Annotated in this window: 15 protein-coding genes; 5 read left to right on the top strand and 10 right to left on the bottom strand. The window is 71.7% G+C overall.

Annotation, left to right across the window (positions count from 1 at the left end; all coding sequences use genetic code 11):
- The first annotated feature begins 90 nt into the window (after window positions 1-90).
- The 3 genes from VZL07_RS17005 (at window position 91) to VZL07_RS16995 (ending at window position 3,996) form a co-directional block, all read left to right on the top strand.
- Window positions 91-471 carry a DUF5335 family protein gene (locus VZL07_RS17005; protein ID WP_426756592.1) on the top strand — a complete coding sequence of 127 codons (381 nt, stop codon included), beginning with the start codon at window positions 91-93 and terminating at the stop codon, window positions 469-471.
- A 398-nt stretch (window positions 472-869) separates the two neighbouring features.
- Window positions 870-2,330 carry a cardiolipin synthase gene (gene cls, locus VZL07_RS17000; protein ID WP_426756591.1) on the top strand — a complete coding sequence of 487 codons (1,461 nt, stop codon included), beginning with the start codon at window positions 870-872 and terminating at the stop codon, window positions 2,328-2,330.
- A 100-nt stretch (window positions 2,331-2,430) separates the two neighbouring features.
- Window positions 2,431-3,996, top strand: coding sequence for a B12-binding domain-containing radical SAM protein (locus VZL07_RS16995; protein ID WP_426756590.1), 1,566 nt, complete (start codon window positions 2,431-2,433; stop codon window positions 3,994-3,996).
- A gap of 8 nt (window positions 3,997-4,004) precedes the next feature.
- On the opposite strand, the gene VZL07_RS16990 is transcribed toward VZL07_RS16995, so the two are convergent.
- Both VZL07_RS16990 and VZL07_RS16985 read right to left on the bottom strand, forming a co-directional pair.
- Complete coding sequence (locus VZL07_RS16990) at window positions 4,005-5,399, bottom strand: MBL fold metallo-hydrolase (protein ID WP_426756589.1); 1,395 nt, start codon at window positions 5,397-5,399, stop codon at window positions 4,005-4,007.
- A 270-nt stretch (window positions 5,400-5,669) separates the two neighbouring features.
- On the bottom strand, window positions 5,670-10,541 hold the full coding sequence (locus tag VZL07_RS16985) for a DNA topoisomerase 3 (RefSeq protein ID WP_426756588.1): 4,872 nt from the start codon (window positions 10,539-10,541) through the stop codon (window positions 5,670-5,672).
- A 394-nt stretch (window positions 10,542-10,935) separates the two neighbouring features.
- Between VZL07_RS16985 and VZL07_RS16980 the strand changes: the two genes are divergently transcribed.
- A complete protein-coding gene (locus tag VZL07_RS16980) occupies window positions 10,936-11,310 on the top strand; it encodes a hypothetical protein (protein ID WP_426756587.1) in 375 nt (124 codons plus the stop codon).
- 341 nt (window positions 11,311-11,651) lie between these two features.
- Here the strand turns inward: VZL07_RS16980 and VZL07_RS16975 are convergent, their stop codons facing one another.
- From VZL07_RS16975 to VZL07_RS16960, 4 genes are all read right to left on the bottom strand, one after another.
- Window positions 11,652-13,154: a hypothetical protein gene (locus VZL07_RS16975; protein WP_426756586.1), complete on the bottom strand. Its 1,503-nt coding sequence runs from the start codon at window positions 13,152-13,154 to the stop codon at window positions 11,652-11,654.
- A gap of 132 nt (window positions 13,155-13,286) precedes the next feature.
- The gene (locus VZL07_RS16970; RefSeq protein ID WP_426756585.1) at window positions 13,287-14,462 is read right to left on the bottom strand and encodes an NAD-dependent epimerase/dehydratase family protein; all 1,176 of its coding nucleotides are present in this window, start codon (window positions 14,460-14,462) and stop codon (window positions 13,287-13,289) included.
- A gap of 46 nt (window positions 14,463-14,508) precedes the next feature.
- On the bottom strand, window positions 14,509-15,807 hold the full coding sequence (locus VZL07_RS16965; protein ID WP_426756584.1) for an NTP/NDP exchange transporter: 1,299 nt from the start codon (window positions 15,805-15,807) through the stop codon (window positions 14,509-14,511).
- A 95-nt stretch (window positions 15,808-15,902) separates the two neighbouring features.
- Entirely contained in the window at window positions 15,903-17,207 is a 1,305-nt protein-coding gene (locus tag VZL07_RS16960) for a pyridoxal phosphate-dependent aminotransferase (RefSeq protein ID WP_426756583.1), read from the bottom strand.
- Window positions 17,208-17,424: 217 nt separating this feature from the next.
- Here VZL07_RS16960 and VZL07_RS16955 point away from each other — a divergent pair, with 217 nt between their 5' ends.
- Window positions 17,425-18,156 carry an AMIN-like domain-containing (lipo)protein gene (locus VZL07_RS16955; protein WP_426756582.1) on the top strand — a complete coding sequence of 244 codons (732 nt, stop codon included), beginning with the start codon at window positions 17,425-17,427 and terminating at the stop codon, window positions 18,154-18,156.
- A 9-nt stretch (window positions 18,157-18,165) separates the two neighbouring features.
- Here VZL07_RS16955 and VZL07_RS16950 read toward each other — a convergent pair whose 3' ends face one another.
- The 4 genes from VZL07_RS16950 to VZL07_RS16935 all read right to left on the bottom strand — a co-directional run bounded on the left by VZL07_RS16950 (window position 18,166) and on the right by VZL07_RS16935 (window position 25,835).
- Entirely contained in the window at window positions 18,166-20,130 is a 1,965-nt protein-coding gene (locus VZL07_RS16950; protein WP_426756581.1) for a 4-alpha-glucanotransferase, read from the bottom strand.
- Between the two features lie 84 nt (window positions 20,131-20,214).
- Window positions 20,215-23,397, bottom strand: a complete 3,183-nt coding sequence (locus VZL07_RS16945) for an efflux RND transporter permease subunit (RefSeq protein WP_426756580.1) — start codon at window positions 23,395-23,397, stop codon at window positions 20,215-20,217.
- A 42-nt stretch (window positions 23,398-23,439) separates the two neighbouring features.
- Window positions 23,440-24,699, bottom strand: coding sequence for an efflux RND transporter periplasmic adaptor subunit (locus VZL07_RS16940; RefSeq protein ID WP_426756579.1), 1,260 nt, complete (start codon window positions 24,697-24,699; stop codon window positions 23,440-23,442).
- Between the two features lie 179 nt (window positions 24,700-24,878).
- Window positions 24,879-25,835 carry an ADYC domain-containing protein gene (locus VZL07_RS16935; protein ID WP_426756578.1) on the bottom strand — a complete coding sequence of 319 codons (957 nt, stop codon included), beginning with the start codon at window positions 25,833-25,835 and terminating at the stop codon, window positions 24,879-24,881.
- Window positions 25,836-25,874: the final 39 nt, after the last annotated feature.

The following is a 25,874-nucleotide window of genomic DNA, read 5'->3' as shown; positions in this document are numbered from 1 at the left end:
GTCGACGCGCCAGGAAGGCAGGCCCGGCCCACACCCCGCGCGCGCAAGCCTTACGGTTCTGCTGGGCAACGGAATCCGGAGGGCAGACACATGCATCACACGCGGGAGATTCCCAGGGAAGGCTGGGCGGACTACCTCGCCCTGCTGAGCAACCTGGAGCGCGACCACTGGGTGCGCATCGAGACGGAGAGCACCGACTTCGGCGACCAGCCGCTCGCGGGCAGGCTGCCGCTGGTGGAAATCGGGCTCGAGTCGAAGGGGAGCGACCAGGGCGCCGTCGAAATCATCGTGGGCCGCCCCGGCGGCGAAGTCACGCACCGCATCCTGAAGCCCGACCACATCTACGCGGACGAGAGCGAGAGCGGCGAGCTGGAGTGCCTCGACATCGAGGACGCGGACCACGTGAAGACGCTCATCTACTTCGAGCCGGTCCGCGCGGGCGAGGAGGCGGGCATCGGTGCGCCGGCCTGATGCCGGCGGGGCCGGAAGGAGCACCTCCTCGGAGCGGGTGGCTTCCCCGGCGGTCCTGGCCGCGCCCCATGACACGGCCAGGACCACCGCCCGGTGCGTCACAGGCATTGGGGCCAGCGCGTGAGCCTCTCCCGCGGCCCCACGCGGGACAGGCCCCGGCGGCCGTCGCAATGCGGCGCATGCCAGCCATTGGAAGGCGCAATCCAAGACAGGCCATGTCAGCCCGCCTGACACCAGGTGGGGCGGATTCGAGGCATCGCGAGCACGCGCCGCGTCACCCGGCCTCGCAGGCCCCCCGTGCGCCGGTGTCCCGTTGATTCCGGACGACTCCCGCTCCGAGGACCTGCGCGGGCGCCTGCGGGCGTGATAGGCGGAAGCGCTGGACCCTGCTGTCGCCTATGCACCTGTTCGACATCCCCGCTTGGTTGGAGGTGGCCTGGCCCCACGTGGTGGCGGCGCTGACGGTCCTCATCAGCGTGCTGGCCAGCGCGCATGCGGTGCTGCACAAGCGGGACGTCCGGGCCGCGGTGGGCTGGGTGGGGCTGGCGTGGCTGGTGCCGGTGCTGGGCGGGGTGCTGTACGTGCTGCTGGGCATCAACCGCATCCGGCGGCGGGCCCGCTCGTTGATGCTGAAGCAGGAGCATGGCCGCTTCCCGCCGTCGCCCCGGGTGGCGCCGATGAAGGCGGAGGCCCTGAGCGAGCCCCTCCCCGAGGCCGCGTCCCTGGCGCCCCTGGTCCGGCTGGGCGACGCGGTGGTGGGCCGGCCGCTGCTGCCGGGCAACCGCGTCACCGTGCTGGAGTCACGCCGGGACGCCTACCCCGCCATGCTGGAGGCAATCGAGGCGGCGCGCGTCTCCATCGCCCTGTGCAGCTACATCTTCGACAACGACGTGGCGGGCCGGCGCTTCGTGGAGGCGCTGGGCGCGGCGGTGAAGCGCGGCGTGGAGGTGCGGGTGCTGGTGGACGCGGTGGGCTCGCGCTACACGTGGCCCCCCATCCTGGGCCGGCTGCGGCGCGCGGGGGTCCGCGCCGCGCGGTTCCTGCCCTCGCTGATGCCGTACCGGCTGCCCTTCGCCAACCTGCGCAACCACCGCAAGCTCCTGGTGGTGGACGGGCACGTGGGCTTCACGGGCGGCATGAACATCCGCAAGCACTTCTGGCCCGGCGAGCACGCCGCCGTGGACCTGCACTTCCGCCTCGAGGGGCCGGTGGTGGGGCAACTCCAGGAGACCTTCGCCGAGGACTGGGCCTTCACCACGCGCGAGCGGCTGTCCGGTGACGCATGGTTCCCGCCCCTCACCGCCGCCGGCAACGTGCTCGCGCGGGGCATCGCGGACGGCCCGGACGAGGACTTCGAGTCCCTGCGCACGGTGCTGCTGGGCGCGCTGGCCACCGCGCGCACGTCGGTGCGCATCGTCACGCCCTACTTCCTCCCGGACACGGCGCTCATCACCGCGCTGAGCGTGGCGGCGCTGCGCGGCGTCCAGGTGGACGTGATTCTCCCCGAGAAGGGCAACCTGCCCCTGGTGCAGTGGGCCACCTGGGCGCAGCTCTGGCAGGTGCTGCGACCCGGCTGCCGCATCTTCCTCACCGCCCCGCCCTTCGACCACACGAAGCTGCTGGTGGTGGACGGCGTGTGGGCGCTCATCGGCTCGGCCAACTGGGACCCGCGCTCGCTGCGGCTCAACTTCGAGTTCAACGTGGAGTGCTACGACTCCGCGCTGGCCGCCGAATTGGAGGCGGTGGTGGCGGACCGCCTGCGCCGCGCGAAGCCGCTCACGCTGGAGCAGGTGGACGCGCGCGCGCTGCCCATCCGGCTGCGCGACGGGCTCGCGCGGCTGCTGTCGCCCTATCTGTAGGCGCTCGCGCACAAGACTGACGGCGCGAACGCGGTGACACGATTTCGCGTGCCGGGTGTTGAAGGGGCGAACCGAGCACGTTCCACCGCGGGGCCCCGCCATGCGCGCACTGCTGATTCACCCTGAATTCCGTTCGGCATCCTTCTGGAACTACCGCGCGACGTGCGAGCTGCTCGACGCGCGCTATCCCGCGGCGCCGCTGGGGCTCTGCACCGTCGCGGCGCTGCTGCCGCGTGACTGGGAGCTCCGGCTCGTGGACCGCAACGTCGAGCCCCTGGAGGATGCCGCGCTCGACTGGGCGGACATCGTCCTGATTGGGGCCATGCTGCCGCAACAGCGGGACTGCCTCGCGCTCATCCGGCGCGCACGGGCCCAGGGCAAGCGCGTGGTGGTGGGCGGTCCGGACCCGACGAGCAGCCCCCACCTCTACAAGGAGGCGGACCACCTGGTGCTGGGCGAGGGCGAGGTCACCCTCCCCCGCTTCCTCGAGGACCTCGCCCGGGGCGAGGCCCAGCCCGTGTACCAGGACGCGGGCAAGGCGGACCTCACCCAGTCCCCCGTGCCCCGCTTCGACCTGCTCCAGTTCGAGTCCTACAACCACGTGGGCATCCAGTTCTGCCGGGGGTGCCCCTTCAACTGCGAGTTCTGCGACATCATCGAGCTGTATGGCCGCAAGCCCCGGGCGAAGACGCCCGAGCAGGTCCTCCGCGAGCTCGAGACGCTTCACGCCCTGGGATACCGGGGGCACATCGACCTCGTCGATGACAACTTCATCGGGAACAAGAAGCGGGTGAAGGAGCTGTTGCCGCGGATGAAGACGTGGCTCGAGGCGCATGACTGGCCCTTCGAGTTCACGACCGAGGCCTCCATCAACCTGGCGGACGATGCGGAGCTCATGGAGATGATGCGGGACGTGGGCTTCTTCGCCATCTTCGTCGGCATCGAGAGCCCGGACGAGCAGACGCTGCTGGCGATGCAGAAGCGGCAGAACACGCGCCGCCCCATCGTCGAGAGCCTGCGCAAAATCTACCAGCACGGCATGTTCGTGAACGCGGGCTTCATCCTGGGCTTCGACAGCGAGCAGGGCAGCGTGGCCCGGGGCATCATCGAGTGCATCGAGGACGCCGCGCTGCCGGCCAGCATGGTGGGCCTGCTCTACGCGCTTCCCAACACCCAGCTCACGCGGCGGCTGCGCGCGGAGGGCCGCCTCCAGGATGGCCATGACGTCCAGCCCGACGGCGAGAGCGACCAGTGCACGGCCGGCATCAACTTCACCCCGCGCCGCCCGCGCCGCGACATCCTGACCGACTACCTGAAGGTCGTGGAGACCATCTACGCGCCCGAGCGCTACTTCGAGCGCGTGCTCCGGGTGGGGCGGCAGCTCGACTCGCGCCACCGCCGCTTCAAGCCCTCCCTGTCGAAGCAGGTGAAGGAGCTGCGTGGCTTCGTCCGGCTGGTGCGGAAGATGAGCCTGAACAAGGCCACGCGGCGCCCCTTCTGGAAGGCGCTCATCGGCGCGCTGGTGGCCAACCCGCGCTCCATCCGGTACTCGGTGTCGATGATGGCGCTGTACCTGCACTTCGGCCCCTTCTCCGCCCTGGTGGGCAGGAAGATTCGCGACGCCATCGAGCAGGAGCCCCACGTCACCGAGCTGCACGCCGCCTGACAGGCGGGCTAGAGCAACGCGCGGCGCGCCCGCCAGAAGGTCTCCTTCGCGGCGCGGAACGCCAGCGAGTCCTGGGGCAACAGCGTGCGCAGCAGCTCCGCGGACTGCGTCTGCAGGGGGCGCACGCAGTGCGTCTCCACCTGCGCGCGCAGGAAGCCCAGCGGGTCCCTGCGGCGGTACTCGGCGAAGTACGTCTTCAGCTCGTTGCGCGTGCGCGCCTGCCCGTTGTCCGCGTACTTGGCGACGTAGGGGCTGAAGTCCGGGTAGAGCCGCCCCGGGCCGAAGTCACCGTGCAGCGTCGTCTTCATGAAGTTGCCGATGAGCAGGTCATCGAAGACCTGGTAGCGCACCGCCGCCATCAGCGAGCCGCGCGGCACCTCGAAGGTGATGCCCCTGCGGAAGCGGCGGCGGTGGAACTCCACGACATGCTCCCTGCCGCCCACGCGGAAGCACAGGAAGTCGAGCGTGCGCCCCAGGTGCTCCACGCGCCGGAAGTAGGCGGTGAGCGCCTTCACCTCGTCTGCCTCCAGCCGCTCGCTCCAGTCGTCGCCGAAAGCCTTGGGGTCCACGGGGTTCAGGACGCGCTCCTTCGGCTGGATGCGCTCCGTCTGGTCACGGATGAAGTCGTGGCGGATGAAGGCGGGCAGCAGCGTGCACGTGCTCGACTCGAAGCCCCGGCCATAGTCCTCCAGCGAGGTGGTGTACTCGGAGGCCCAGATGCTGTCGGCCCGCTGGTACTTGTGCATGGAGCTGAAGGGGATGAAGAAGCGCACCCCGTAGAACTCCGCCTGCCGGGCGATGCTCCGCCCCACGGGTGTCTTCGCCGCGGCATGGGGCGGGATGCGCGCGCCGTCCTCGGTGAAGAAGTTGATCATGTCCGCGTCGCCATACCCGGACAGGGCCAGCAGATACGATTCCTTGTACCCGCTGACCACCTTGCGCACGAAGCGGCCCGCGCCGCGGTCGCCCGCGTCGTTCAGGTTGACGAGCAGCCGCCCATCGATGTCCACCAGCAGGACGGCGTCCTGGTTCACGTCCGGCAGGCACATGATGCGGATGCGCGGCGACACCTGCGTCCACACCCGGTCCCTCAACACGTGCACCGTGAAGCCCTGCTCGCGCAGCTCGTCGCGCATGCGGTTGCCGAAGTGGTTGGGCACCAGCAGCGTGCGCTGGCGCAGCGCCTCCAGTGACTCCAGGCTCAGGTGGTCCGGGTGTCCATGGGACAGCCACACATAGGGACAGGCCTGGATGGCCTCGCGCTGCGCCGGAGGAATCTCGTGCGACAGCGTCCAGCTCCCGAAGTACGCGCTGCCGTCCGTCCACGGGTCCGTCACCAGGACCGGACCGTGGTCGTGACAGATGAGCGTGGCATTCCCGATGGTCTCGAAGCCCAGTTCCATGCGTCCCCCCTCTCGCATCGCGGCTGCGCACAAGTCCGCCCGCCGTCTCGGCCGAACCAACGTGGCGACGGGCGAACACCGCCAGCACTGCCCGTTAGCACGGTGAAGATGATTCGTTGCCTGGACGGACGCCCCCCATCCCTGCGGGCTTGAAGACACCTGTCCCCAGGCGCACCCCGCGGGGCACTTGTCCGGGAGTCCCGCTGGCGCGACGAGGCATCCCCCTTCCCTCCCTGGGAAGGGCACGCGCCCCCCTGCCTCCGGCCGGACTCAGCGCCTGCGCGCCACGAGGGAAAGAATCTGCGCGCCGTAGCGCTCCGTGAGGGACGGTCCTACCCCGTGGATGGCCATCAGCTCCGTGCCATTCTCCGGGCACGCCGTGGCAATGGCCGCCAGCACCCGGTCCGTGAGGATGCGGAAGGCGGGCACGCGCCGCTTGCGCGCCTCCGCCAGCCGCCACTCCTTCAAGGCCTCCACCAGCCTGGGTGAAGGCTCGGCGTCGGCGACGTCGCGGCGACGCCGAGCCACGGCGGGAGCCCGCTTCGCGGCCTCGCTCCGGGACGAATTCCACGAGGCCTCGGCGCTGCCACCCGCGGGAGCGTTCGCACGCCAGTGCACCGCCGGAGTGTCACCTCCAGCGCCAGACGTGGAGCGCCCCGCTCCCCGCGCGTCAGCGCCTCGCTTCGACCGGGGGGTACGCTTGCTGGAAGCGCGCCTCGAGGTCCCCGCCTCCGCGCCCTTGCGCCGCTTGCGCTTCGCGGCCTTCTCCAGGGGCACCGGCAGGAAGACCTGCTGCGGGTCCACCCCGCGCGTGCGCCGGCCCTCGTCCGTCAGCGTCAGGCGCTGGAACGAGATGACCTGCCCGTCCTTGTCGAACGAGTCCACCTCCAGGCGCGTCAGCCCCGCGCGCACCAGCCCGCCCACCAGCCGCTCGAAGTCGCGCCGTGGCAGGGACTCCCCGAACAGCTCGCGGTGGAGCCGGCCGGTGGCCTGCCCATCCCGCTCCTGGAGCGACTCCAGGATGCGCTCCATCCAGTGCCGCTCCGCGGAGGTGGGCTCGGCGAAGCGCAGCGTGGCGCAGGCTTCCGGCGCGCAGACGTCACACAGGCCGCACGGCTCACCCGAGTCCTGGGTGTCACCGAAGTGCCCCACGAGCTGCTTCATGCGGCAGCCGTGGGCCTCCGCGTAACGCCCCATCTGCTCCAGGTGCAGCAGCTTGCGCTCGCGCTGGGCCGTGTACGACGCCGACCAGGTCGGGCGCCCGCGCATCACCGTCTCGTCGGGCGTCATGACGACGCCTCCGTGAATCCAGAGCTGCTCCAGCGCCTTGTCGAAGACCTCCGGGTCGCCTCTCACACGCCCCTGGAGCACCGCCTTGGGCTCGAGCTGCGGCGCGGTGGACTTGAACAGCCGCTCCAGCACATACGCTTCCGGGTAGTCCCGGCGGTGGAAGAACTCGTGCGTGCGCCGGTCGATGTACGAATGCAGCAACACCGCGCGCGAGGGCTTTCCGTCGCGGCCCGCGCGGCCCAGCTCCTGGTAGTAGCCCTCCAGGCTGGCGGGGAGCGCCGCGTGGATGACGGTGCGCACATCCGGCTTGTCGATGCCCATGCCGAACGCCGTGGTGGCCACGATGACCTCCAGCGCGCCCCGGAGGAACTCGGACTGCACCCGGTCCCGCTCCGAGGGCTGGAGCCCCGCGTGGTACGCGGCCGCCGGGAACTCCCCCGCGAGCAGGTCCGCGAGCTGCTCGGCGTGCTTGCGCGTGGCCGCGTAGACGATGGCGGGCCGGTTCTCCTCGTCCTGGAGCAGGCCCTGGATGGCGTCGCCGCGCGCGCCGGGATTGAGCTCCCGCACCTCGATGGCGATGTTGGTGCGGCGGAAGCCGTGGATGAAGGTGCGCGCCTTGCCGCCAGCACCCTGCAGGCCGAGCTGCTGGACGATGTCGCGCTGCACATCCGGCGTGGCGGTGGCGGTGAGCGCCACCACCGGCGCGGGGCGCAGCAGGGGCAGGCGCGCGCCCAGGAGCCGGTAGTCCGGGCGGAAGTCGTGTCCCCACTGGGAGATGCAGTGCGCCTCGTCCACGGCGATGAGCGCGGGGGGGCGGCGTGCCAGCAGCTCCACGAAGCCCGGGACGCCCAGCCGCTCGGGCGCGATGAACAGGAAGTCGAGCCGGTCCTCCAGGTAGTCCGCGCACACCTGCCGCGAGGTGGCCCTGTCTCGGCCGGAGTGGATGCGGTCCGCGGCGAACCCCAGCGACTGGAGCCGCGCCACCTGGTCCTCCATCAGCGCGATGAGCGGGCTCACCACCAGGGTGGTGCCCGCGCGCGCCAGCCCTGGCAACTGGTAGCAGAGCGACTTGCCCGCGCCCGTGGGCATCACCAGCAGCAGGTCCTCTCCCGCCGTGGCCGCGCGGCACACGGCTTCCTGGTACGGCCGGAAGTCGGAGAAACCGAACGCGTCCTTCAGCAGCGAGCGGAGCGCATCGGGAGGCGTGGGCGCGCGCCGCACCCGCTCGGGCCTTTGCCCGCTGGTCGCCGGTGCGCCAGCCCGCGCCCGATTCACCGGAGCTCGCGAAGCGCCCGCGCCCCCCCAGGCCCCGGCACTCCAGCCCTCGCCGTCCGGTGCGGGCAGACGTGAGGCAGCGCCACTCGAGGCCCAGGCGGGAGGCGTCAACGCCTCGTCCTGCGATGACGAGCGGCCCATGGCGCCGGAGGTCCTGCTCCGCCGGGTCCCGAAGAGGGGCTCCGAGGTGGCGTCGAATGCCGCTCGCCCGCCCGGCCCCGGCGCGCCCGCCACAGCGTCCGCGAGACGCTCGGCTCCGGAATCCCCCGGTGCGCGCCTCCCACCCGAGCCCCGTGCAACCGCCCCCGCGACCCCTGAAGCCTCGGAGACATTGAGCGCATGCATGGCGCCCGGGCCATGCATGCCCGCGGCCCCGGTATCGCCCGGAGCGCCGCTCTGCGCCCACCGCTGCCGGCTCGCCATCGACACCGCACCACGCACCGCTCCGGCGTCCGCCTGTGCCACGGACATCCGCGGCGCCTCGGCCGAGAAGCGCGCCCCCCCGTCCTCTGCCCCCCAGCCCTCGCTCCGCACCTCGTTCCGAGGCACCGGCCGCGGCGCGGCGGTGGCCCCATGGCCCACCACCTCGATGACGTACTTCTCGATGCCGCGAATGAACTCGTCGAGCTGTCCCTCACCGCGCTCGATGCGCTGGAGCCACGCCTCCCACTGGCCCGTCATGGCCGGCGTCTTCACGTCCGGGTGCACCACCTGGATGAGGTGGATGCCCTTCTCCGTGGCCTCCAGCACCTTCCCCTTGCGGCGCAGGTACTCGCGGTCCAGCAGCACCTCGATGATGGCCGCGCGCGTGGCGGGAGTTCCCAGGCCCGTCTCGCGCATGGCGTCCGCGAGCTCCTTCTCGTCCAGCGCCCGCCCCGCGGACTCCATGGCCGTCAGCAGCGTCGCATCCGTGAAGCGCGGTGGCGGGCGCGTGCGCTTCTTCACCGCCTCCACGTCCTCCACGGACTGCGGCTGCGCGCGCTCCAGGCCAGCGGGCAAGGCCTGCGGCTCGTCGTCCGGCTCCCGCTCCCCGTCCTCGCCCTTGCGAGCGTCCGCCTTCGGACGCGGTGCCTTCTGCCCGCCGCCAATGTCCAGCACCTTCCAGCCCACCCGCTCCACCTGGGTGCCCGTGCTCTGGAAGCGGTCCACCACCGGCGGCGTCCCGGGCGACGTCACCGCGGTGATGACCGTGGTGACGCGCCACACGTGGTCCGGATGCCATGCCTGGAGCAGGCGCCGGCACACCAGGTCATAGACGCGCTGCTCGTCCGGAGACAGCCGCACGCCGCCCGGTGACGTGGGCGTGGGGATGATGGCGTGGTGGTCGGTGACCTTCGCGTCATCCACGTAGCGCTTGCCCAGCGGGCGCGCCCCGGTGCCCTCGGCCAGGTCCTCCTCGTAGGGCGCGCGGATGGCGCTCACCACCTCCGGCAGCGTGTCCGCCACCGTGCGGGACAGGTGCCGGCTCGCGGTGCGGGGATAGCTCAACAGCTTGTGCTTCTCGTAGAGCGCCTGCGCCACCTCCAGCGTGCGCTGCGCGCTGAAGCCATAGAGCCGGTTGGCGTGCCGCTGGAGCTCCGTCAAATCGTAGAGGAGCGGAGGCGGCATCTTCTTCTCCTCCGACTCCAGCGACTCGATGACGGCCCGGCCAGCGCGAACGCGGTCGATGATGGCCTGCGCCTCCACGCCGTTCGCGTCCAGCCGCCGGGCCTCGCGCACGCCCTCGAACCCCGGCGGCGCCACCGGCTTTCCGTCCGGCCCCGAACGGAACCATGTCCCCTGGTACCGCGCGTCCGGAGGCACGCCCTTCGCCCGGGGCGCGAAGGTGGCGACGACCTCCAGGTAGTCGCGCGGCACGAAGTCACGGATGGCCAGCTCGCGCTCGACCACCATGGCCAGCGTGGGTGTCTGCACCCGCCCCACGCTCAGCATCTCCCCATGGCCCCCGTGCGCCAGCGTGTACAGGCGCGACAGGTTCATCCCCACCAGCCAGTCCGCCCGGCTGCGCCCCTTGGCCGCGGCGGCCAGCGCGTCGTACTCGCTTCCGTCCGCGAGCTGACGGAAGCCCTCCCGGATGGCCCGCTCCGTCAGCGACGACACCCACAGCCGCCGCACCGGCTTGCGGCACCCCGACGCGTCGTAGATGTAACGGAAGATGAGCTCACCCTCGCGCCCCGCGTCGGTGGCGCACACCACCGCGGACACCTCCGGCGCGTTGAGCACCTGCTTCACCACCTCGAACTGGCTGCGCGTCTCCTTGGAGACGACGAGCGGCCACTCCGCCGGGAGCATGGGCAGGAGCGCGCGGTTCCACTTCTTCCAGTCCGCGCGAATCTCATGCGGCTGGGCCAGCCCCACCAGGTGACCGATGGCCCACGTCACCACATAGCCATTGCCACGCAGCCAGCCGTCACCTCGCTCGCTCGCCCCCAGCACCCGGGCGATGTCGCGCGCCACCGCGGGCTTCTCCGCCAGCACGGCCAGCAAGGACGGACGGCCCGGGGACCGGCCCGCCGCGCCGTCCCTTCCTCCATGCCTGTCGTCCCGGGGCGTCTCGCCCATGTCTTCCCACCTCATGTGCCCTCACCCCTCCCGCCCGCCACACCACCCGCCAGGGAGGGAACCTGGAGACGCAGTGTGAGCCATTCCCCTATCGCGGTGGCCTGACATCGCCGAGCCCCGCCTCGCCCTACCCGTGGCGCCTGCCCGCTCTCCGTCCCGCCCGCCACCTTCCAGGTCTCTGAGAAGACGCGGAAATTTCGCCTCGCGAACACGCCGCGCAGGACGCCAGGCATCCTGGCGTGCTGGCGCAAGCAATTGGCGCGGAAGCGGAAAACTCCGTCCTGGGTCTGAGCCAGTATGCCTTTGTCGCCAGTCACTGCGGCGAACCGAACGGGGGGGAAGACGTATGTCGCACGTCGCGCATGGACCGGGTCGGGGGGCATCGGGGGGAAACACGAGGCTCGGTGCAGTGTCGCACGGCGACAAGGGAAGCAGGGCCACGGCACAACGGCCGGGGCGCTTTTCCCGGGGGGAGTGGCTCGAAGCCACGGGGGGGACGCTGGAGGGCATCGTCATTCCGGAGCTGGCCAGCTTCGCGGGGGCGAAGCGGGCGCAGCTGGCGGTCCTGACGACATCCGCTGTGATGGCGGCCCTCCAAACCACGCTGAAGGACGTCACCCGGGTGGCATCCATGCGCCCGCAGACGTTCGGACGCGCCCAGACGCAAGCACGGCTGCGGGCGCTCTCACGGCCCGCGGTGCCCTGGGATACAGCAGGACAGGTGCGGGAGCGGCCACGCTTCTCCCAGGTGACGGTGCTGGGGGCACCGGCCACCTCCACCTGAAGGGGCCAGAGGCGGTAGGGGGAACGTTCTACACGCAGCTTCGCTGGAGGGGTCCAAGGCCCTCCGGACACACGAACAGGGGCGGGTAGGAAGACGGCGCCGCGGGGGCGGTGACGTCTGTGGAAGGGGGACCCGGGGTCACGCTCGCCAGAGGGGGAGGGCGAACCCGATAATGGGTCGAAATCCGGGGGATGCTCCGAGTCCATCGGGGCATCCCCCGTTGCTTTGCGGGCCCCGGCGCGAGGTGGCTCCACCTCCCGCGCGGGTTCGCTTCACCCGCGGCGCGGGCGCCCCGGTCGGACGCGCCCGTCCAGCCCCTCCTACCCTTCGCGCGCCCGCGCTCACTCGACGTGAAGCGCCGCCGTGCCGTTCAGCGAGCGGCGCAGGGTGAGCCACAGGGCGTTGCCCGCCTCATCCACGGACGCGAAGTAGTCCACGTCGGCCGTGAGCGCCTGGCCGTCCAGCGTGACGCGCGCGGGCGGCGTGGCCGCGGTGTAGCCGCGCAGCACCAGCATGGGATTCACGAGCGCGCGGCCCCCCGTCTCGAAGCGCAGCGAGGCGCGGTTGTTCGCGGCGACCTCGGCCTCCCAGGTGGCGTACACCGGGTTGTAGCCGGGCACCTCGCGCGTCACCACGTCCTCCCGCCCCACGCCGCCGGGCCCCCGGTCCACGACGCGGCCCTCGGTGGCCGTGAGCCGCACGCCCTGCCAGGCCTCCACCTCCGCCACCAGCCGCATCACCGGGTCCGAGCTGTGCGTGCCCAGCACCATGAAGACGGAGTAGCTCTGGTACGGGTAGCCGGACAGCATGGCGTCGTCGCCGTAGCGCGGGTACTCGCGGAAGCCCACCGCGCCGAAGTTGCTCCCCCACGCCAGCCGGTGCGAGCGCGTGGGCCCCTGTTCGGGGAGCTGGTACTGGTTGAGCTGGTAGGTCCAGTTCCAGTCCACGGGCAGGGGGCCGTCGGCATCCGCCTGTCCCCAGGACGCGTAGTGCCAGTAGCCACCCGCGGGCTTCTGCTCCCAGGTCTGCGTCTGCACCACGCCCATCTCCGCGTCGGGCGCGGTCATCCACATGCGGGTGTAGGGCACCACGTTGGGCTCGCGGTAGTCCCAGCCGCTGGCCCGCGTCATGGGCCCGGCCCCCAGCGTCACGAAGCGGTAGCGGTCTCCCCAGCTCACGCCGGAGATGTCCGCGTTGCCGTCCCCGTCGAAGAGGATGTCGCCGTAGGGCGAGCGCACGTCCGCCTCGATGACGTCGGGCGGCGCCCCGGACGCATCATGGGTGATGGCGTAGAGCGGGTGGCTGCGGCCGGTGGCGAAGAGGTAGTGCACCGTGACGTCGACGACGTGGTCGTCGAGCGTCAGCGGCCAGCGGAACTCGTGCAGCGCGTGGTGGCGTCCCTCGAAGACGGTGCGCCAGGTCCCCTGGATTTTCTCCGTCCAGTTGCCCCACGTCGCGCCGGCGCGCAGGTGGCTCGTCACCATGCCCCAGCCGGGGACCTCGTCCGTGGAGCCATCACAGACGCGCGCCGTGCCCGCGACGTCGTAGGTGTAGCGACGGACGTAGCCGCCCGTCCACCCGGCGGGGTCCGGGGCGTCGTTGCGCACCAGCGAGGCCGAGCGCGGCTTGCAGTCGGCGTCACGCCACTCGAAGCGGTCGGTGCGGAAGCCATCCAGGTCGACGTCGCGCTCCAGCCGCAGCGGCGCGCAGTCGCTCGCCGCGGGTGGATTCTCCGGCCGGACGTCCTTGCCGCCGCAGGCGGCCAGCAGCGCCCCCAGCAGCACGGGCGTGCCTCGGGCGCGGAGCGCGGGTGGAAGGGCGTGCTTCAGCAGTTCGGGCTTCATGATGGGGGTTCCCCTGGGCAGCCAGCAGCGTTGCCCGCCCTTCCTGCCAAACCCGCATACCTTGAAGCAAGGTGGGCGGCGTGAGCGGTCCTCACGCGCAGCCCCTGGCCCTTCTCCCGACGGGAAGCCCGCTCAGCCCGCCGTGGCGTTACCGCGAGACTGATGCCACGCGGACAGCACCTGCTGCTCACGCTCGGGGGCGAGGCCCGCGCGCAGCTTCGCCTGGCGTTCGGGCGGAAGCGTCTTGAACCAGGCCACCGTGTCCCGAATGGTGTCCGCGACCGGGCGGAAGGTCAGGCCCGCCGCCAGCGCCCTGGAGATGCTCACCGCACCGAGGCCGCGCTCTTCACCGGTGCGCGGCACCCACGCCGGCAGGTCCGTCCAGGACTCCACCTGGTGCTTCGCCAGGAAGGCGGTGTCCGCCCAGGTGAAGCGCGCGTCACTTCCCAGCGCCGTCTTGCACGCCTCGAGGACGTCCCGCATCAACTGGGTATGCTCGGGCCCGGTGGCGTTGAAGACGCCGGTGATGCGGCGCTCGACGGAGCGGATGATGAACGCGGCCAGGTCCCTGGCATCGATGAACTGGATGGGGTCCTCCCCATCCCCCGGCGCCAGCACCTCGCCGCCGCGCGCCACGCGCACGGGCCAGTAGGTGAAGCGGTCCGTCGGGTCATCCGGGCCGACGATGAGCCCCGGGCGCACGTTGAGGACCCGGCCCGGCATGGCGGCCTCCGCCGCCTGCTCGCTGAGCGCCTTGAGCGCGCCGTAGTGCTTCGGGACATCCTCCGTCGTCGGGTCCTCCACCGTGGCGACGGCGGCGGCCTCGTGCAGCCCCATCTGCGTGAGCTCCTGGTAGACGGAGACGGAGGACACGAAGGTGTAGTGCTGGACGTGGGGCGCCAGCAGCTCCGCGGAGGCCCGGACGACGCGCGGCACATAGCCGGAGGTGTCCACCACCGCGTCCCAGGTGCGGCCCTGCAGCGCCTTCAGGCCCTCGCCCTTGTTCGGGTCGCGGTCGCCCGCCAGCTTCTCCACGTCCGGGAAGAGGCCGGGGTTCGTCTTCCCCCGGTTGAAGAGCGTCACCGTGTGGCCGCGCGAGCGCGCGAACTCCACCAGCGCCGGGCCCAGGAAGGCCGTGCCGCCCAGGATGAGGATGCGCAGCGGCGCCGCCGGGGCGGAGGATTGCTCGCCCTGCCCCTGTACGGACGCCGCGCCAGGGCCGGACGCCCCCTTCGTGGCACACCCCATGGCCCAGAGCGAGCCCGTCGCGACCGCGCCCTGAATCAACCTTCTGCGAGACAGCCTCATGCGGGACTCCTCCTGCGTGGATGGAAGGACTGCGTGGGCACGGCCGCTAAGGGGCCGCGACCTTCTCCGGAACCGATGCTTCGAGCGCGCCCGGCGGCGCCGCCTCCGCCTGCCTCCGCTGGTGGCGCGCGAGGTACAGCGACACGCCCAGCCACGCGCCGGCCAGGGGCACCGCCGCCAGCGCCAGGCCCGTCGGGCCCAGGCCCAGCTTCGTCAGCCCGCCCTGAAGCCACGCGCTCACCGTGTCGCTGCCGCGGTACACCACGGTGTCGATGAAGCTCTTCGACTTGTAGCGCGCCTCACGGTCCACGGTGGTGAAGAGCACCTCGCGCGAGGGCCGCTCCAGCGCGTAGTGGCTGGCGCCGCGCGCCGCCTTGAAGAGGATGAGCACGCCCAGCACCGGCATCGCGGCGAGCCCCAGGAACCCCAGCCCCGTGAGCACCGGCGCCACGGCGAGCGCGGCGCCCAGTCCCAGCCGGGTCATGACGCGCCCGGTGACGAGCGTCTGCAGCCCCAGCGTCGCCAGCTGCACGTAGAAGTCGATGTCCCCGAAGAGCGCCGTGCGCGACGCGGCGTCCTTGCCCAGCGCGGCGACGAGCTGCACCTCCTGGAAGTAGAGGAACGTGGAGGTGGCCGCGTAGAGCAGCACCTGAAGCCCCAGGGCGAGCAGGAAGGGCGAGGTCACGAGCAGCCGCAGCCCCGCGAGCACGCCCCCGCCCAGCGGCCCCTGCGCGGCCGCGGGCTGGTGCTGGACGTCCTGGGCCCAGCCGCTCAGGCGGCGCACGCACTGCGCGCTCACCTCCAGCAGGACCGCGGAGACGAGGATGAGGTTCACCGGCCCCACGGGCTCGGCGAGCCGGCCCACCAGGAAGGGCCCCACCAGCATCCCCGTGGTGCCGCCCGCGGCGATGAAGCCGAAGAGGCGCTTGCCCTGCCCGCTGGCGAAGACGTCCGCCATGAAGCTCCAGAAGATGGAGACGACGAACAGGTTGTAGACGCTGAGCCAGACATAGAAGACCCGCGCCACCGTCTCCCGCGCCACGCCGAGCTTCAGCAGCACGAAGAAACCCAGCAGGTTGACGAGGAAGAAGCGGTAGACGCGCGGAATCACCACCCGCCGGGGCCAGCGGGACACCAGCGCGGAGTAGGCCGGCACCGCCGCCAGCATCACCAGGAAGGTGGCGGTGAAGAGCCAGTCCAGGCCCTTCACGCTGCCCGCCGTGCCCATCTCGTTGCGGATGGGCCGGAGGATGGCGTAGCCGCACATCAGCGTGAAGAAGTACAGGAACGACCAACGGAGGGCGCCCACCTCCTCGTCCCGAACATCCACGAATCGCCTGAGCATGGAGGAATTCACGTGTGCGGCCCAACGAGGCCCCTGGCAGGGTATTCCCAGGGCCCTCACTCAGGAACGGGCGCGGCGGGCAGATGTCGCACGGACTACGTCCCGGCGGCGAGCACCTCGCGGAGGGTGGCCTCGACCCGGGGCAGTGCCTCCTCGATTTCCTTCACGGAGGTGGCGCCCACCGACAGGCGGAACCAGCCCGTGTCCGCGTCCAGCCCGAAGGCCTGGAAGGGCACCACGCCCAGGTTGGCCTTCTCCAGCAGCAGCTTGCGGATGTCATTGTTGGTGCGCAGACCGCCCTTGCCCACCAGGTCGAAGCGGACCGACAGGTAGATGGCGCCCTGCGGGGCGATGTGCTGCACCGGCAGGCCCGCCTCGCGCATGCGCGTGAGGCCCTGGTGCAGGGCTTCCAGCCGCGCGTCCACGCGCTCGCGCATCCCCTCCAGGAAGGACGCCGTCGCCGCGGTGTCGTCGAGGTAGCGTGCCACCGCCACCTGCTCCGCCTTGGGCGCCCACGCGCCCACGTGGCCGAGCACGTCGCGCATGCGGGCGATGATCGTCGGCGGCCCCACGCCCCAGCCCACGCGCACGCCCGTGGCGGCGAAGGCCTTGGAGATGCCATCCACGAACACCGTGTAGGGGGCCACCTCCGGCACCAGCGCCACCGGCGTGACGTGCTTCGTCGCGCCGAAGCTCAGCACCCAGTAAATCTGGTCGTACATGAGGATGAGCGGCTTGCGGCCCTGCTTCTCGCGCTCGCGGTTCTCCGTGACGATGCGCTCGCAGATGGCGCCCAGCACGTCCGGCTCAATCATGGTGCCCGTGGGGTTGAGCGGGCTGCACAGGCACAAGAGGCGCGCGCTGCCCAGGTGCGGCGTGAGCTGCTCCACGGTGGGCATGAAGCCGCGCGCGGCGTCCGTCACCACCACCGCGCTCTTCGCGTCCATCATGTGCGCGTAGTGGTTGTTGTTCCACGAGGGCACCGGGTAGACGACCGTCTCTCCGGCGTCCAGCACGCTGCGGAACGTGCCGTAGATGATGGGCCGCGCGCCGCCCGCGATGACGATGCCCTCCAGCGGGTACTTCAGTCCGAGCGAGCGCTCGTAGAAGCGCTGCACGGACTGGCGGAGCTCCAGCACGCCGTCGGACGGGGGGTAGTTCGTCTCGCCCGCCTGGAGGGCGGTGGCGATGTGGGCTCGCAGGCCGTCGGGGATGGGGAACTCACGCGGGTTGAAGTCGCCCACGGTGAGGTTGCACACCTTCTGGCCTTGGGCGACCCGCTCGCGAATCTCCGCCGCGATGCGGAGGATTTCGCTGCCGACGAGGCCACGCGCCATCGTTCCCACGGTGGCGTCGTCCTTCGAGGGACGGGGAAGAGAGGTCAAATCGAGGGGGGCCATGCGAGGATGCTCTCCGGTTCGTGCGCGTCAGGGGCCGCGCGGGCTGCGTGCGGCGCGGACGATAGTCGCGGCCTCACCATCCTGTGTCATGCATTCGTGGGGGCGGCGGTGCCGCGAGGCAACGGGGCCCGGGCGCCGGGGCACTGGCTTCCGGGCCGCCCCTCGTGCGAGACGAAGGGGCGGAATCCCAAACATGTGGGCAAACAGGAGAGAGACGATGACGCTGTCTGGACGCAGGCTGACGTCGCTATGGCTGGCCGGAAGTCTCGCGGTCGCGGGATGCTCGAAGAAGGAGGAGCCCGCCGCGGCGCCCACCGAGACGCAGGCCCCGCCCCAGGCCACGGGCATCCCCTCCACCCGCCCCCCGGAGGGCACCATCCCTCGCGAGGGCGAGGCCGCCGCCAGGCCTCCCGTCCACACGGCGACGGGTGTCTTCGCGGACGGGGCCGGCGGGGAGGCCGTGCCCCCCACGGAAGCCCCCGCGCCGGACGCTCCTCCCGACGGCGTGGCGAACCGGGAGTGGACCACGGAGCCGGTGCAGCTGAAGCGGAGCACCGCCCAGGCGGTGACGCTGCGCTCGGTGCGCGCCGGCACCCACGCGGACTTCGACCGGGTGGTGTTCGAGTTCGACGGGCCGCAGGTCCCCGGCTACCAGCTCCAGTACGTGGACAAGCCCATCATCCAGTGTGGCTCGGGCGACGAGACGCCCGTGGCCGGACAGGCCTGGCTCCAGGTCACCCTCACGCCCGCGCGCGGCCATGACGACCAGGGCCGCGCCACCGTCGCCGCGCTCGAGCTGAAGCCCAGGCTGCCCACCCTGCTGGAGCTGGTGCGCACGTGTGACTTCGAGGCCGAGGTGACGTGGGTGCTCGGCACCAAGGCCCGCGGCGAATACCGCGTCATGGCGCTGCGCGACCCCACCCGCCTCGTGGTGGACGTGAAGCACTGAGCGGGCGCGTCACCCGGCCCGGAGCTGGCGTGCCAGCGCGTCCAGCCCCTCGAGCAATGACGCGTGCCGTGCTCGCGCCTGCGGGCCCTGGGCCCGCAGCGCCATGGCGAGCACCGCGGGCAGGTTCACCGCGGCGTCCGCGCGCAGCCGCTCGCGGTACTGGCTCGCCCAGTCCTGGGGCGCGCGGAGGGACCAGTTGCGTTCGTCCACCGTGCCGGGCGTGTTGTACGTCTCCGGCAGCCCCAGCAGGTCCGTGAAGAACATCATCACGTTGCGCGCGCGGCTGGCGAACAGGTCCGCCACCTTGGCCTGCGCGAGCCGCCCGGGGCTGGCCGCCAGCTCGCGCGCGAAGGCCTCGCGCCCGGCGTCCTCCGGACACAGGCGCCAGGCCAGGTAGTCCGCCTGGGCGCGCAGCGTGCCCTTCCATTGCCAGTCCGTCACCAGCCGCCACAGCGACTTCGTGTCGTGGTTGCCCACCATCACCCAGTCCTCGGGGCCCACATTCTCACTGCGGTACACGTCCGCGGGGTTGTTCAGGTCCGCCTTCTGCGTCACGCGGAAGCGGCCCAGGCCGTACTGCGCCAGCACGCGCTCCAGTGGATACGGCAGCGTGCTGAGCACCTCGGCGAGCAGGTCCCCCAGCTGCCGCCCGTTGCGCCGGGCCGCCTCCACCACGGTGTCGAAGAGGACGCTGTAGCGGCGCACCTGCTCGGGCGAGAGGTCCTTCACCCAGTGGTCCGCGTAGCGCGGCACGGCGCGGTCCACCTGACCGGGATGGACGAGCGCGAAGTGCGCCAGCTCCGGGTGGTCCGGCAGGTCCGGGGACGAGAAGAGGCGGGCGCCGTGCTGCACCGCCCACAGCGCGTCCGGCAGGTCCGCGCGGTACACCCAGGGGCACACCAGGCCGTGCGGGTGGTCCAAGCGCAGGCCGTCGTACTCGCCCAGCATCTTGTCCATGCGCGCGTTCATGAAGCGCAGCACCGGCCCGCTGCGGCTGCCAGCATTGGCGCCCGCGTCGTCGGCCTCGAAGTACTGCCCCGGGTCCATCACCGGATAGTTCCAGGGCTGGCCATCCGGGTTCGTCCGGCTGGGCGGGGCGCCCATGAGGTAGGTGCGCAGGAAGAGGCCCTGCCACGCCCATGCGTCCCGCGGCGACAGGCCAATCTGCAGGTCGCCGTACAGCTTCAGGCGCCAGGCGCCCGCGCGCTCCCGCAGCGTCTGGTGCTGCGCGTGGACGAGGAACTGCCAGAAGGCGTAGCGCTCCAGCGAGTCCGCGTATCGCAGCTCGAGCTGTGCCAGGCGCGCGGCGGCCGCGGCCTCCTCCTCCGGGCGCGGGCTCCACAGCCGCCCGTCGAGCGAGTCCGCCCAGCGCCGCCAGTCCGGCTCGCGCTTCTCCTCGCACAGCACGTCGAAGAGGGCATCGCGCACCAGCCAGGCCCGGTGCTGCTGGCGGAACGTGTCGAAGCGCGAGGCCAGCGCCTTGATGGCGGCGGATGCGTCCGGGGCCGCGCGCTGGTGGCGGAAGGTCTGCCACGCCTCGTTCAGCAGCGCGGTCTGTTCCCGGAAGGCATGGCGGAAGCGCTCGCCGGGGCTGAGCGATGCAGGCTGGCGGGCGGCGAGCCCGGCGACGCGGCCGGGTGGCAGGAGCGCGCCCCAGGGCTCGGGGGCCTCCAGCGCCGCGAGCGCCACGTTGAGGACGTTGCGCGAGAAGAGCGTGCCGTCATATGGCGAGGCGTTGTACTCGGTCACCTGCCCTTGCGGGCCCAGCTGGATGCCGTTGAAGCCCAGCGCCCGGGAGAACGCGAGGAAGCGCGCCGCGCCCTCGGAGTAGGGCGAGCCCCAGCCGGTGTCCTCTTCTGGAAGGCTGGGGAAGCTCGGGTCGTGGATGCTGAGCACCAGGTTGCGGACGTCCAGCGCGGCCAGGGCTTCGGTGACGAGTCGGTGATGGTTTTCGGGCAGCAAAGCGCGAGACATGGCGGAAGGGGCTGACCCTACGGCCCCTGGCGCGATGCGCCAACCGTCCTGATGTCCCAGGCCCGCGACTTCGTTGTCGACCCCTCACTCGTGCCGGGCCTGGGGGGCAGGCCGAGGTTCGCCGCCACCGCCACCGTGCGAGCGCGCCTCGGGCGGTCGCATGTGGAAGAGCTTGCGCAGCTTGCGCGTGGCCCACGTCCGGCCGTCCACCAGGATTTCGTACACCGTGGGAATCACCAGCAGCGTCAGCAGCGTGGACGTCAGCGTGCCGCCAATCACCGCGCGGCCCAGGGGGGCGCGGAAGTCCCCCCCCTCGCCCGCGCCGATGGCCACCGGCACCATGCCCGCCACCAGCGCGAAGGTCGTCATGATGATGGGCCGCAGGCGGATGCGGCCCGCCTCGATGAGCGCCTCTCGCAGCGGCATGCCCTTCTCGTGCGACCACTTGGCGAAGTCGATGAGGAGGATGGCGTTCTTCGCGACGATGCCCATCAGCAGCATGATGCCGATGAGGCTCATGAGGTTCAGCGTGTCGCCGGTGAGCAGCAGCGCCAGCACCACGCCGATGAGCGACAGCGGCAGCGAGATGAGGATGGCCAGCGGGTCCAGGAACGAGCCGAACTGGATGACGAGGATGAAGTACATCAGCAGCAGCGCCATGCCGAGCGCGATGAACACGCGCATGAAGACCTCGGCCTGGTCCGCGGACTCGCCGCCCGTCGTCAGCGTGTAGCCCGGCGGCAGCTTCACGCCGTCCAGCCGCTTCTGGATGTCGGCGCCCACCTCCGACAGCGAGCGGCCCTGCACGTTCGCCTGCACGTTGATGACGCGCTCGCGGTCCAGGTGCGTCACCTGCGCCGGGCCCAGCGTCCGGCGGATGTCCGCCACCTGTCCCAACGGCACCAGCCGAGGCAGGCCGCCCGGCGCCGCGCCCACGGCGATGGGCAGCTGCGCCAGGTCATTGGGATTGTCACGCGCCCCCGGCGCCAGCCGGACCATGACCTCGCGCGTCTCGCCAATGGGGTCCACCCAGTCCCCCACGTCCAGGCCCGCGAAGGCCGGCCGCAGCGCCTGGGCCACCTGCCCCACCGTCACGCCGAGCTGCCCCGCGAGCCCGCGGTTCAGCTCCACCTCCAGCTCCGGCTTCTGCCCTCGCGTGGACAGGCCCACGTCCACCGCGCCGGGCACCTGCTCCACTTCCTTCCGGACCTGCTCCGCCAGCTGCGTGAGCACCTTCTGGTCCGGCCCGCGCAGCTCGTACTGGAGCTGCTTGAAGGCCCCGCCGAAGCCCGAGGTGAAGACGGAGACGGTGGCGCCGCCGATGCGCTTCATCTCCTCGCGGAACTGGACGCCCAGCGCATCCTGGCTCACGTCACGCTCCGACTTTGGCGTCAGCCGCACGTACACCAGCGCCTGGTCCACGCCGGGCGCGCTGAGCGCCAGGGGCACGCCGATGGTGGCGTACGTGTAGTGCACCTCCGGGTGGGCGCGGAGGGTGCGCGTCACCTCGTCCACCTTGCGCCGCGTGTACTCCAGGCTGGAGCCCGGCGGCGTCTCCACGAGCAGCTCCACCTCGGCGCGGTCGCTCACCGGCACGAAGCCCGCGCCACCCAGGGTGCCTTGCAGCACCAGCGCGCCCACCAGCGAGCCCACCGCCACCAGCACCATGGCGAGCCGGTGGTCCAGGGCCCAGGCGATGACGTGCTTGTAGCGCTCCGCCTGCCGGTCGAACCACGCGTTGAAGCGGTTCAACACGCGGGTGATGAAGCCCGGGCGCTCCTTCTTGTGGGGCTCCGGCCAGTACGCGCTCAGCATCGGGTCCAGCGAGAAGGACACGAAGAGCGACACCAGCACCGCGCAGGCGATGGTGAGCGCGAAGGGCTTGAACCACTGGCCGGCCACACCGTACATGAAGGCCACCGGCACGAAGACGGCGACGATGGAGAACGTGGTCGCCGACACCGCGAGGCCGATTTCCGAGGTGCCTTCCCGCGACGCCGTGTAGTGGTCCTTCCCCATCTCCACGTGGCGGACGATGTTCTCTCGCACGACGATGGCGTCGTCGATGAGGATGCCGATGGCCAGCGTCAGGCCCAGCAGCGACATGGTGTTGAGCGTGAAGCCGAAGGCCCACACGCTGATGAAGGACGCCAGCACGCTCACCGGCAGCGCCAGGCCGGTGATGACGGTGGAGCGCCAGGAGTTGAGGAAGACGAAGACGACCAGCACCGTGAGCACCGCGCCCTCCAGCAGCGCGGACTGCACGTTGTGGACGGCGCTCTCCACGCGGACACCGGCGTCGCGCACGATTTCGAGCTTCACGCCCGCGGGCAGCCGCTGCTGGAGCGCCTGCACCCGCTCGCGCACCGCGTCCGCGACCTGGGTGGTGCTGTAGCCGCGGGCCTTGAGCACGTCGATGCCCACCGCCTGGGCGCCGTTGAAGAGCGCCAGCGTGCGCGGCTCCTCGGCACCGACGAAGACGTCCGCCACCTGGCCCAGCCGGATGGCCTGCCCGTTTCGCGAGGCCACCACCATGTCGCGGAAGTCCTCCACCTTCTCCAGCCGCCCCTTGAGGCGGATGGACTCCTCCGACAGCGGCGCGTTGATGCGGCCCACCGGTGCAGCCAGGTTCTGCGCCTGGAGCGCGGCCACCACCTCCGCGACGGACAGCCCCGCGGCCTGGAGCGCCTCCGGCTTGAGCTGCACCGTCATCTCCCGGGCCACGTCGCCCACGACTTCGGCCTGCGCCACGCCGGGCACCGAGCGCAGCTCCCCCACCACCGTCGGGTCCGCCACCAGCGAGAGCGCCGCCACGTCCAGCCCCTCCGAGGTGAGCGTCAGCGACACGATGGGCTGGTCCGCCGGGTCGAAGCGCGTGAGGATGGGCTCCTCCATCTCCTGTGGCAGGTCCGCGCGCTTGCTGGAGATGGCGTCCCGGATGTCCTGCGACGCCTCCTGGATGTCCTTCTCGAAGTCGAAGAACACCGTGAAGCTCGCCAGGCCGTCGGTGGCGATGGACGTCGTCTCATCCGGGTCCACCCCGCTGATGGCGAAGATGGCGTCCTCGATGGGCTCGACGATCTCCCGCTCCACCGTCTCCGGTGACGCCCCCGGGTAGGCGATGGTGACGCTGACGACGGGGGGCTGGACGTCGGGGAACTCGTCCGTCTCCAGCAGCCCCAGCGAGACGAGACCGAAGACCACCAGCGCCAGCATCGAGGTGATGGTGACGATGGGACGCTTGATGGCGAAGTCGGAGATGAACACGGACGTGACTCCCGGCTGGGGGCAGTGGTGGACGGCGGGGCCTCACGGCGAGGGAGGCGACGCGCCCTCCTCCGGCGGTGGCGTGGACGCGGGCTGCGGCTCCAGCGTTCGCTGTCCCTGTTCCTGTCCTTGTCCCGCCGGTGACGGCGGCGCCTCGGAGCCCCCCACACCCGGCCCGGTGTCCTGCACGGGCTGCGCGTCGGGCCGCGCGGGTGACACCTTCACGCGCGCGCCTTCCGTGACTTCGTCCCGCGCCGCGCCGAGCAGCACCACGTCTCCCGCCTCCAGCCCGGAGCGGACCTCCACCTGCCGCGCCACCTCGTCCCGCAGGCCCAGGGTGACCTTGGACCGCTGCACCCGGCCATCCTGGATGCGCAGCACGGAGGGCTCGGTGCCAGTGTCGTCGATGGCGTCGATGGGGACCGCGAGCGACTTCACCGCCTGCGAGGCCACGCGCCCCTCCGCGAAGAGGCCGGCCAGCAACTGCAGGTCCGTGTTGGGAATGGCGACGTAGATGCGCACCTGGCCGGTGGCGGGGTCCACCACCGGATTGATGCGCTCCACCGTGCCGCGGAACGCGCGGTCCCCGTAGCCCGTCACGTGGAACTCCACTGGCGTGTCCACCTGCACCTGCTCGAGCTGCGCGGCGGGCACGGAGGCCTCCAGGCGCAGCGTGCGCGGGTCCACCACGGTGAAGAGGGGCGCGCTGGGCTGGACGACGTCGCCCGCGCTCGCCTGCCGCTCGCTCACCACGCCCTCGAAGGGCGCGACGACGCGCGCGCGGTCGAGCTGCTCCCGCGACAGGGCCTGGCGGGAGCGCGCCTCCGCGAGCTGTCCCTTGGCCTGCTCCAGGGAGAGCTGGGCCCGCTCGAAGTCGCGCTGGGTGATGACGCCCGCCTTCGCCAGCTTGGCGCTGCGCTCCAGCTCGGCCTCGGCCACCTGCAGCGTGCTGCGGGCCGTGCGCACCGCGGCCGTCGCCGCGATGAGCTGGTCCTTCAGCGTGGCGTCCTCGATGCGCGCCAGCTCCTCGCCCTTCTTCACCACCTGGCCCTGCTGGGCCTTGAGGTCGAGGATGGTGCCTCCCACCTCAGCGCGCACCGCGGCGGCCGTGCGCGCCTGCAGGGTGCCGGAGATGCCAGGCCCCGAGCGCAGCTCCCGCACCTTGGCGCGCGCCACGTTCTCCTGGCCGAGCGTGACCTCCAGCGCTTCTTGTGGCGCGGGGGCCTCCTCGGCAGCGTCCTTGCGGCATCCCGCCAGGGCACACAGCCCCAGCGCCATCCCCACGGACGCTCCGCCGAACACGCTTCGTATTCGAGCCCGTCTCACAGCGAATCTCCCATTTCCGCCCCCTGCGGCGAGCCGGCTAACCATGGTGTCGCCCCCCTGCCCCCGGTAGCCGTTGACGCCGGCGTCCACCGCCAGGAAGCAGGGCGGGCAGACGTGCCGCCGAGCCCTCCCGGGCCCGCGAAGGCCCGAAGCGCCTACTGCGCGGGAGGGACCTCGCTCATGAGGAGCGTGCCTGCCTGGAAGTGGGCCTGCTTGCCGCAGCCCGGGAGCTGCGTCCGCGGGCAGCTCACGGCCTGCGCCGCGCGCGTCGTCTGCGTGAAGCAGCGGGCGCCATCGGTGTCCCACTCGGCCTCGTGCAGCCACGTCTCCGAGTCCGCCTGCACGCCGACGCTGTCGTAGAGGTTCACCCAGTTGCCGTCATCGGTGTGCGAGGTGCCGTCTCCACAGAAGTCCGCGCGCACCATGCGCGTGCACGCCTGGTGATGGTCCGCCAGGCTCGCGCCGCTCGCCGTCGACGCCCAGGGCCGGTAGCCGAAGCGCACGCACTTGGCGATGGCCGCGCCCTCGCAGGCGAAGGTGAAGCGCTCGGCGTCCGCCACCTTCGCGCCGCCGCCCTGCACGCCCTGGCGGTAGTCCCAGCGGCCCATCACCGGAATGGCGCCCAGCGCGGTGCCGTCCTCCGCCGGGCACGCGGGCTTCCAGAGCCCCTCTCCGGCGTCGAAGTAGGAGACGCGGTACACCCAGACGTCCGCGTCCGCGCCCGTCCCCGGCTGGATGTCGTCGACGCGCAGCTCGACGGTGCCGCCGCTGCCCAGGTTGCCGGTGAAGCGCGCGCCCAGGAAGCCCTCGCCGGACACCGGAGCGCCAGCCGCCACGCCGTGGAAGACGCTGCCCTCCAGCCGCACATCGCCCAGGGCTGCATCGGCGAGGCGCGCGCCCGCCAGGTCCACGGACACGAGCATCTGCCCGAGCTCGGTGGTGTTCAGGTTGCGGCCATTGAGATTGCGCCCATTCAGGTTCCGCCCGTTGGGCGCCGCCAGCTCCGCCACGCTCACGCGCAGCGCTGGCGTCGCCTCCGTCACGTCGCCCGCACACCCCACCATGCCCAGGGCGACGACCACCGCCGCCCACGTCCGCTTGTTTGCGCCCATCACCGCCACCTTCCCGGCCCGACCACGGCGGCAATGTCC

Source organism: Pseudomyxococcus flavus, assembly GCF_050038885.1.
Taxonomy (GTDB): Bacteria; Myxococcota; Myxococcia; order Myxococcales; family Myxococcaceae; genus Myxococcus; species Myxococcus flavus.
This window is presented reverse-complemented; position numbering and strand designations above follow the sequence as displayed.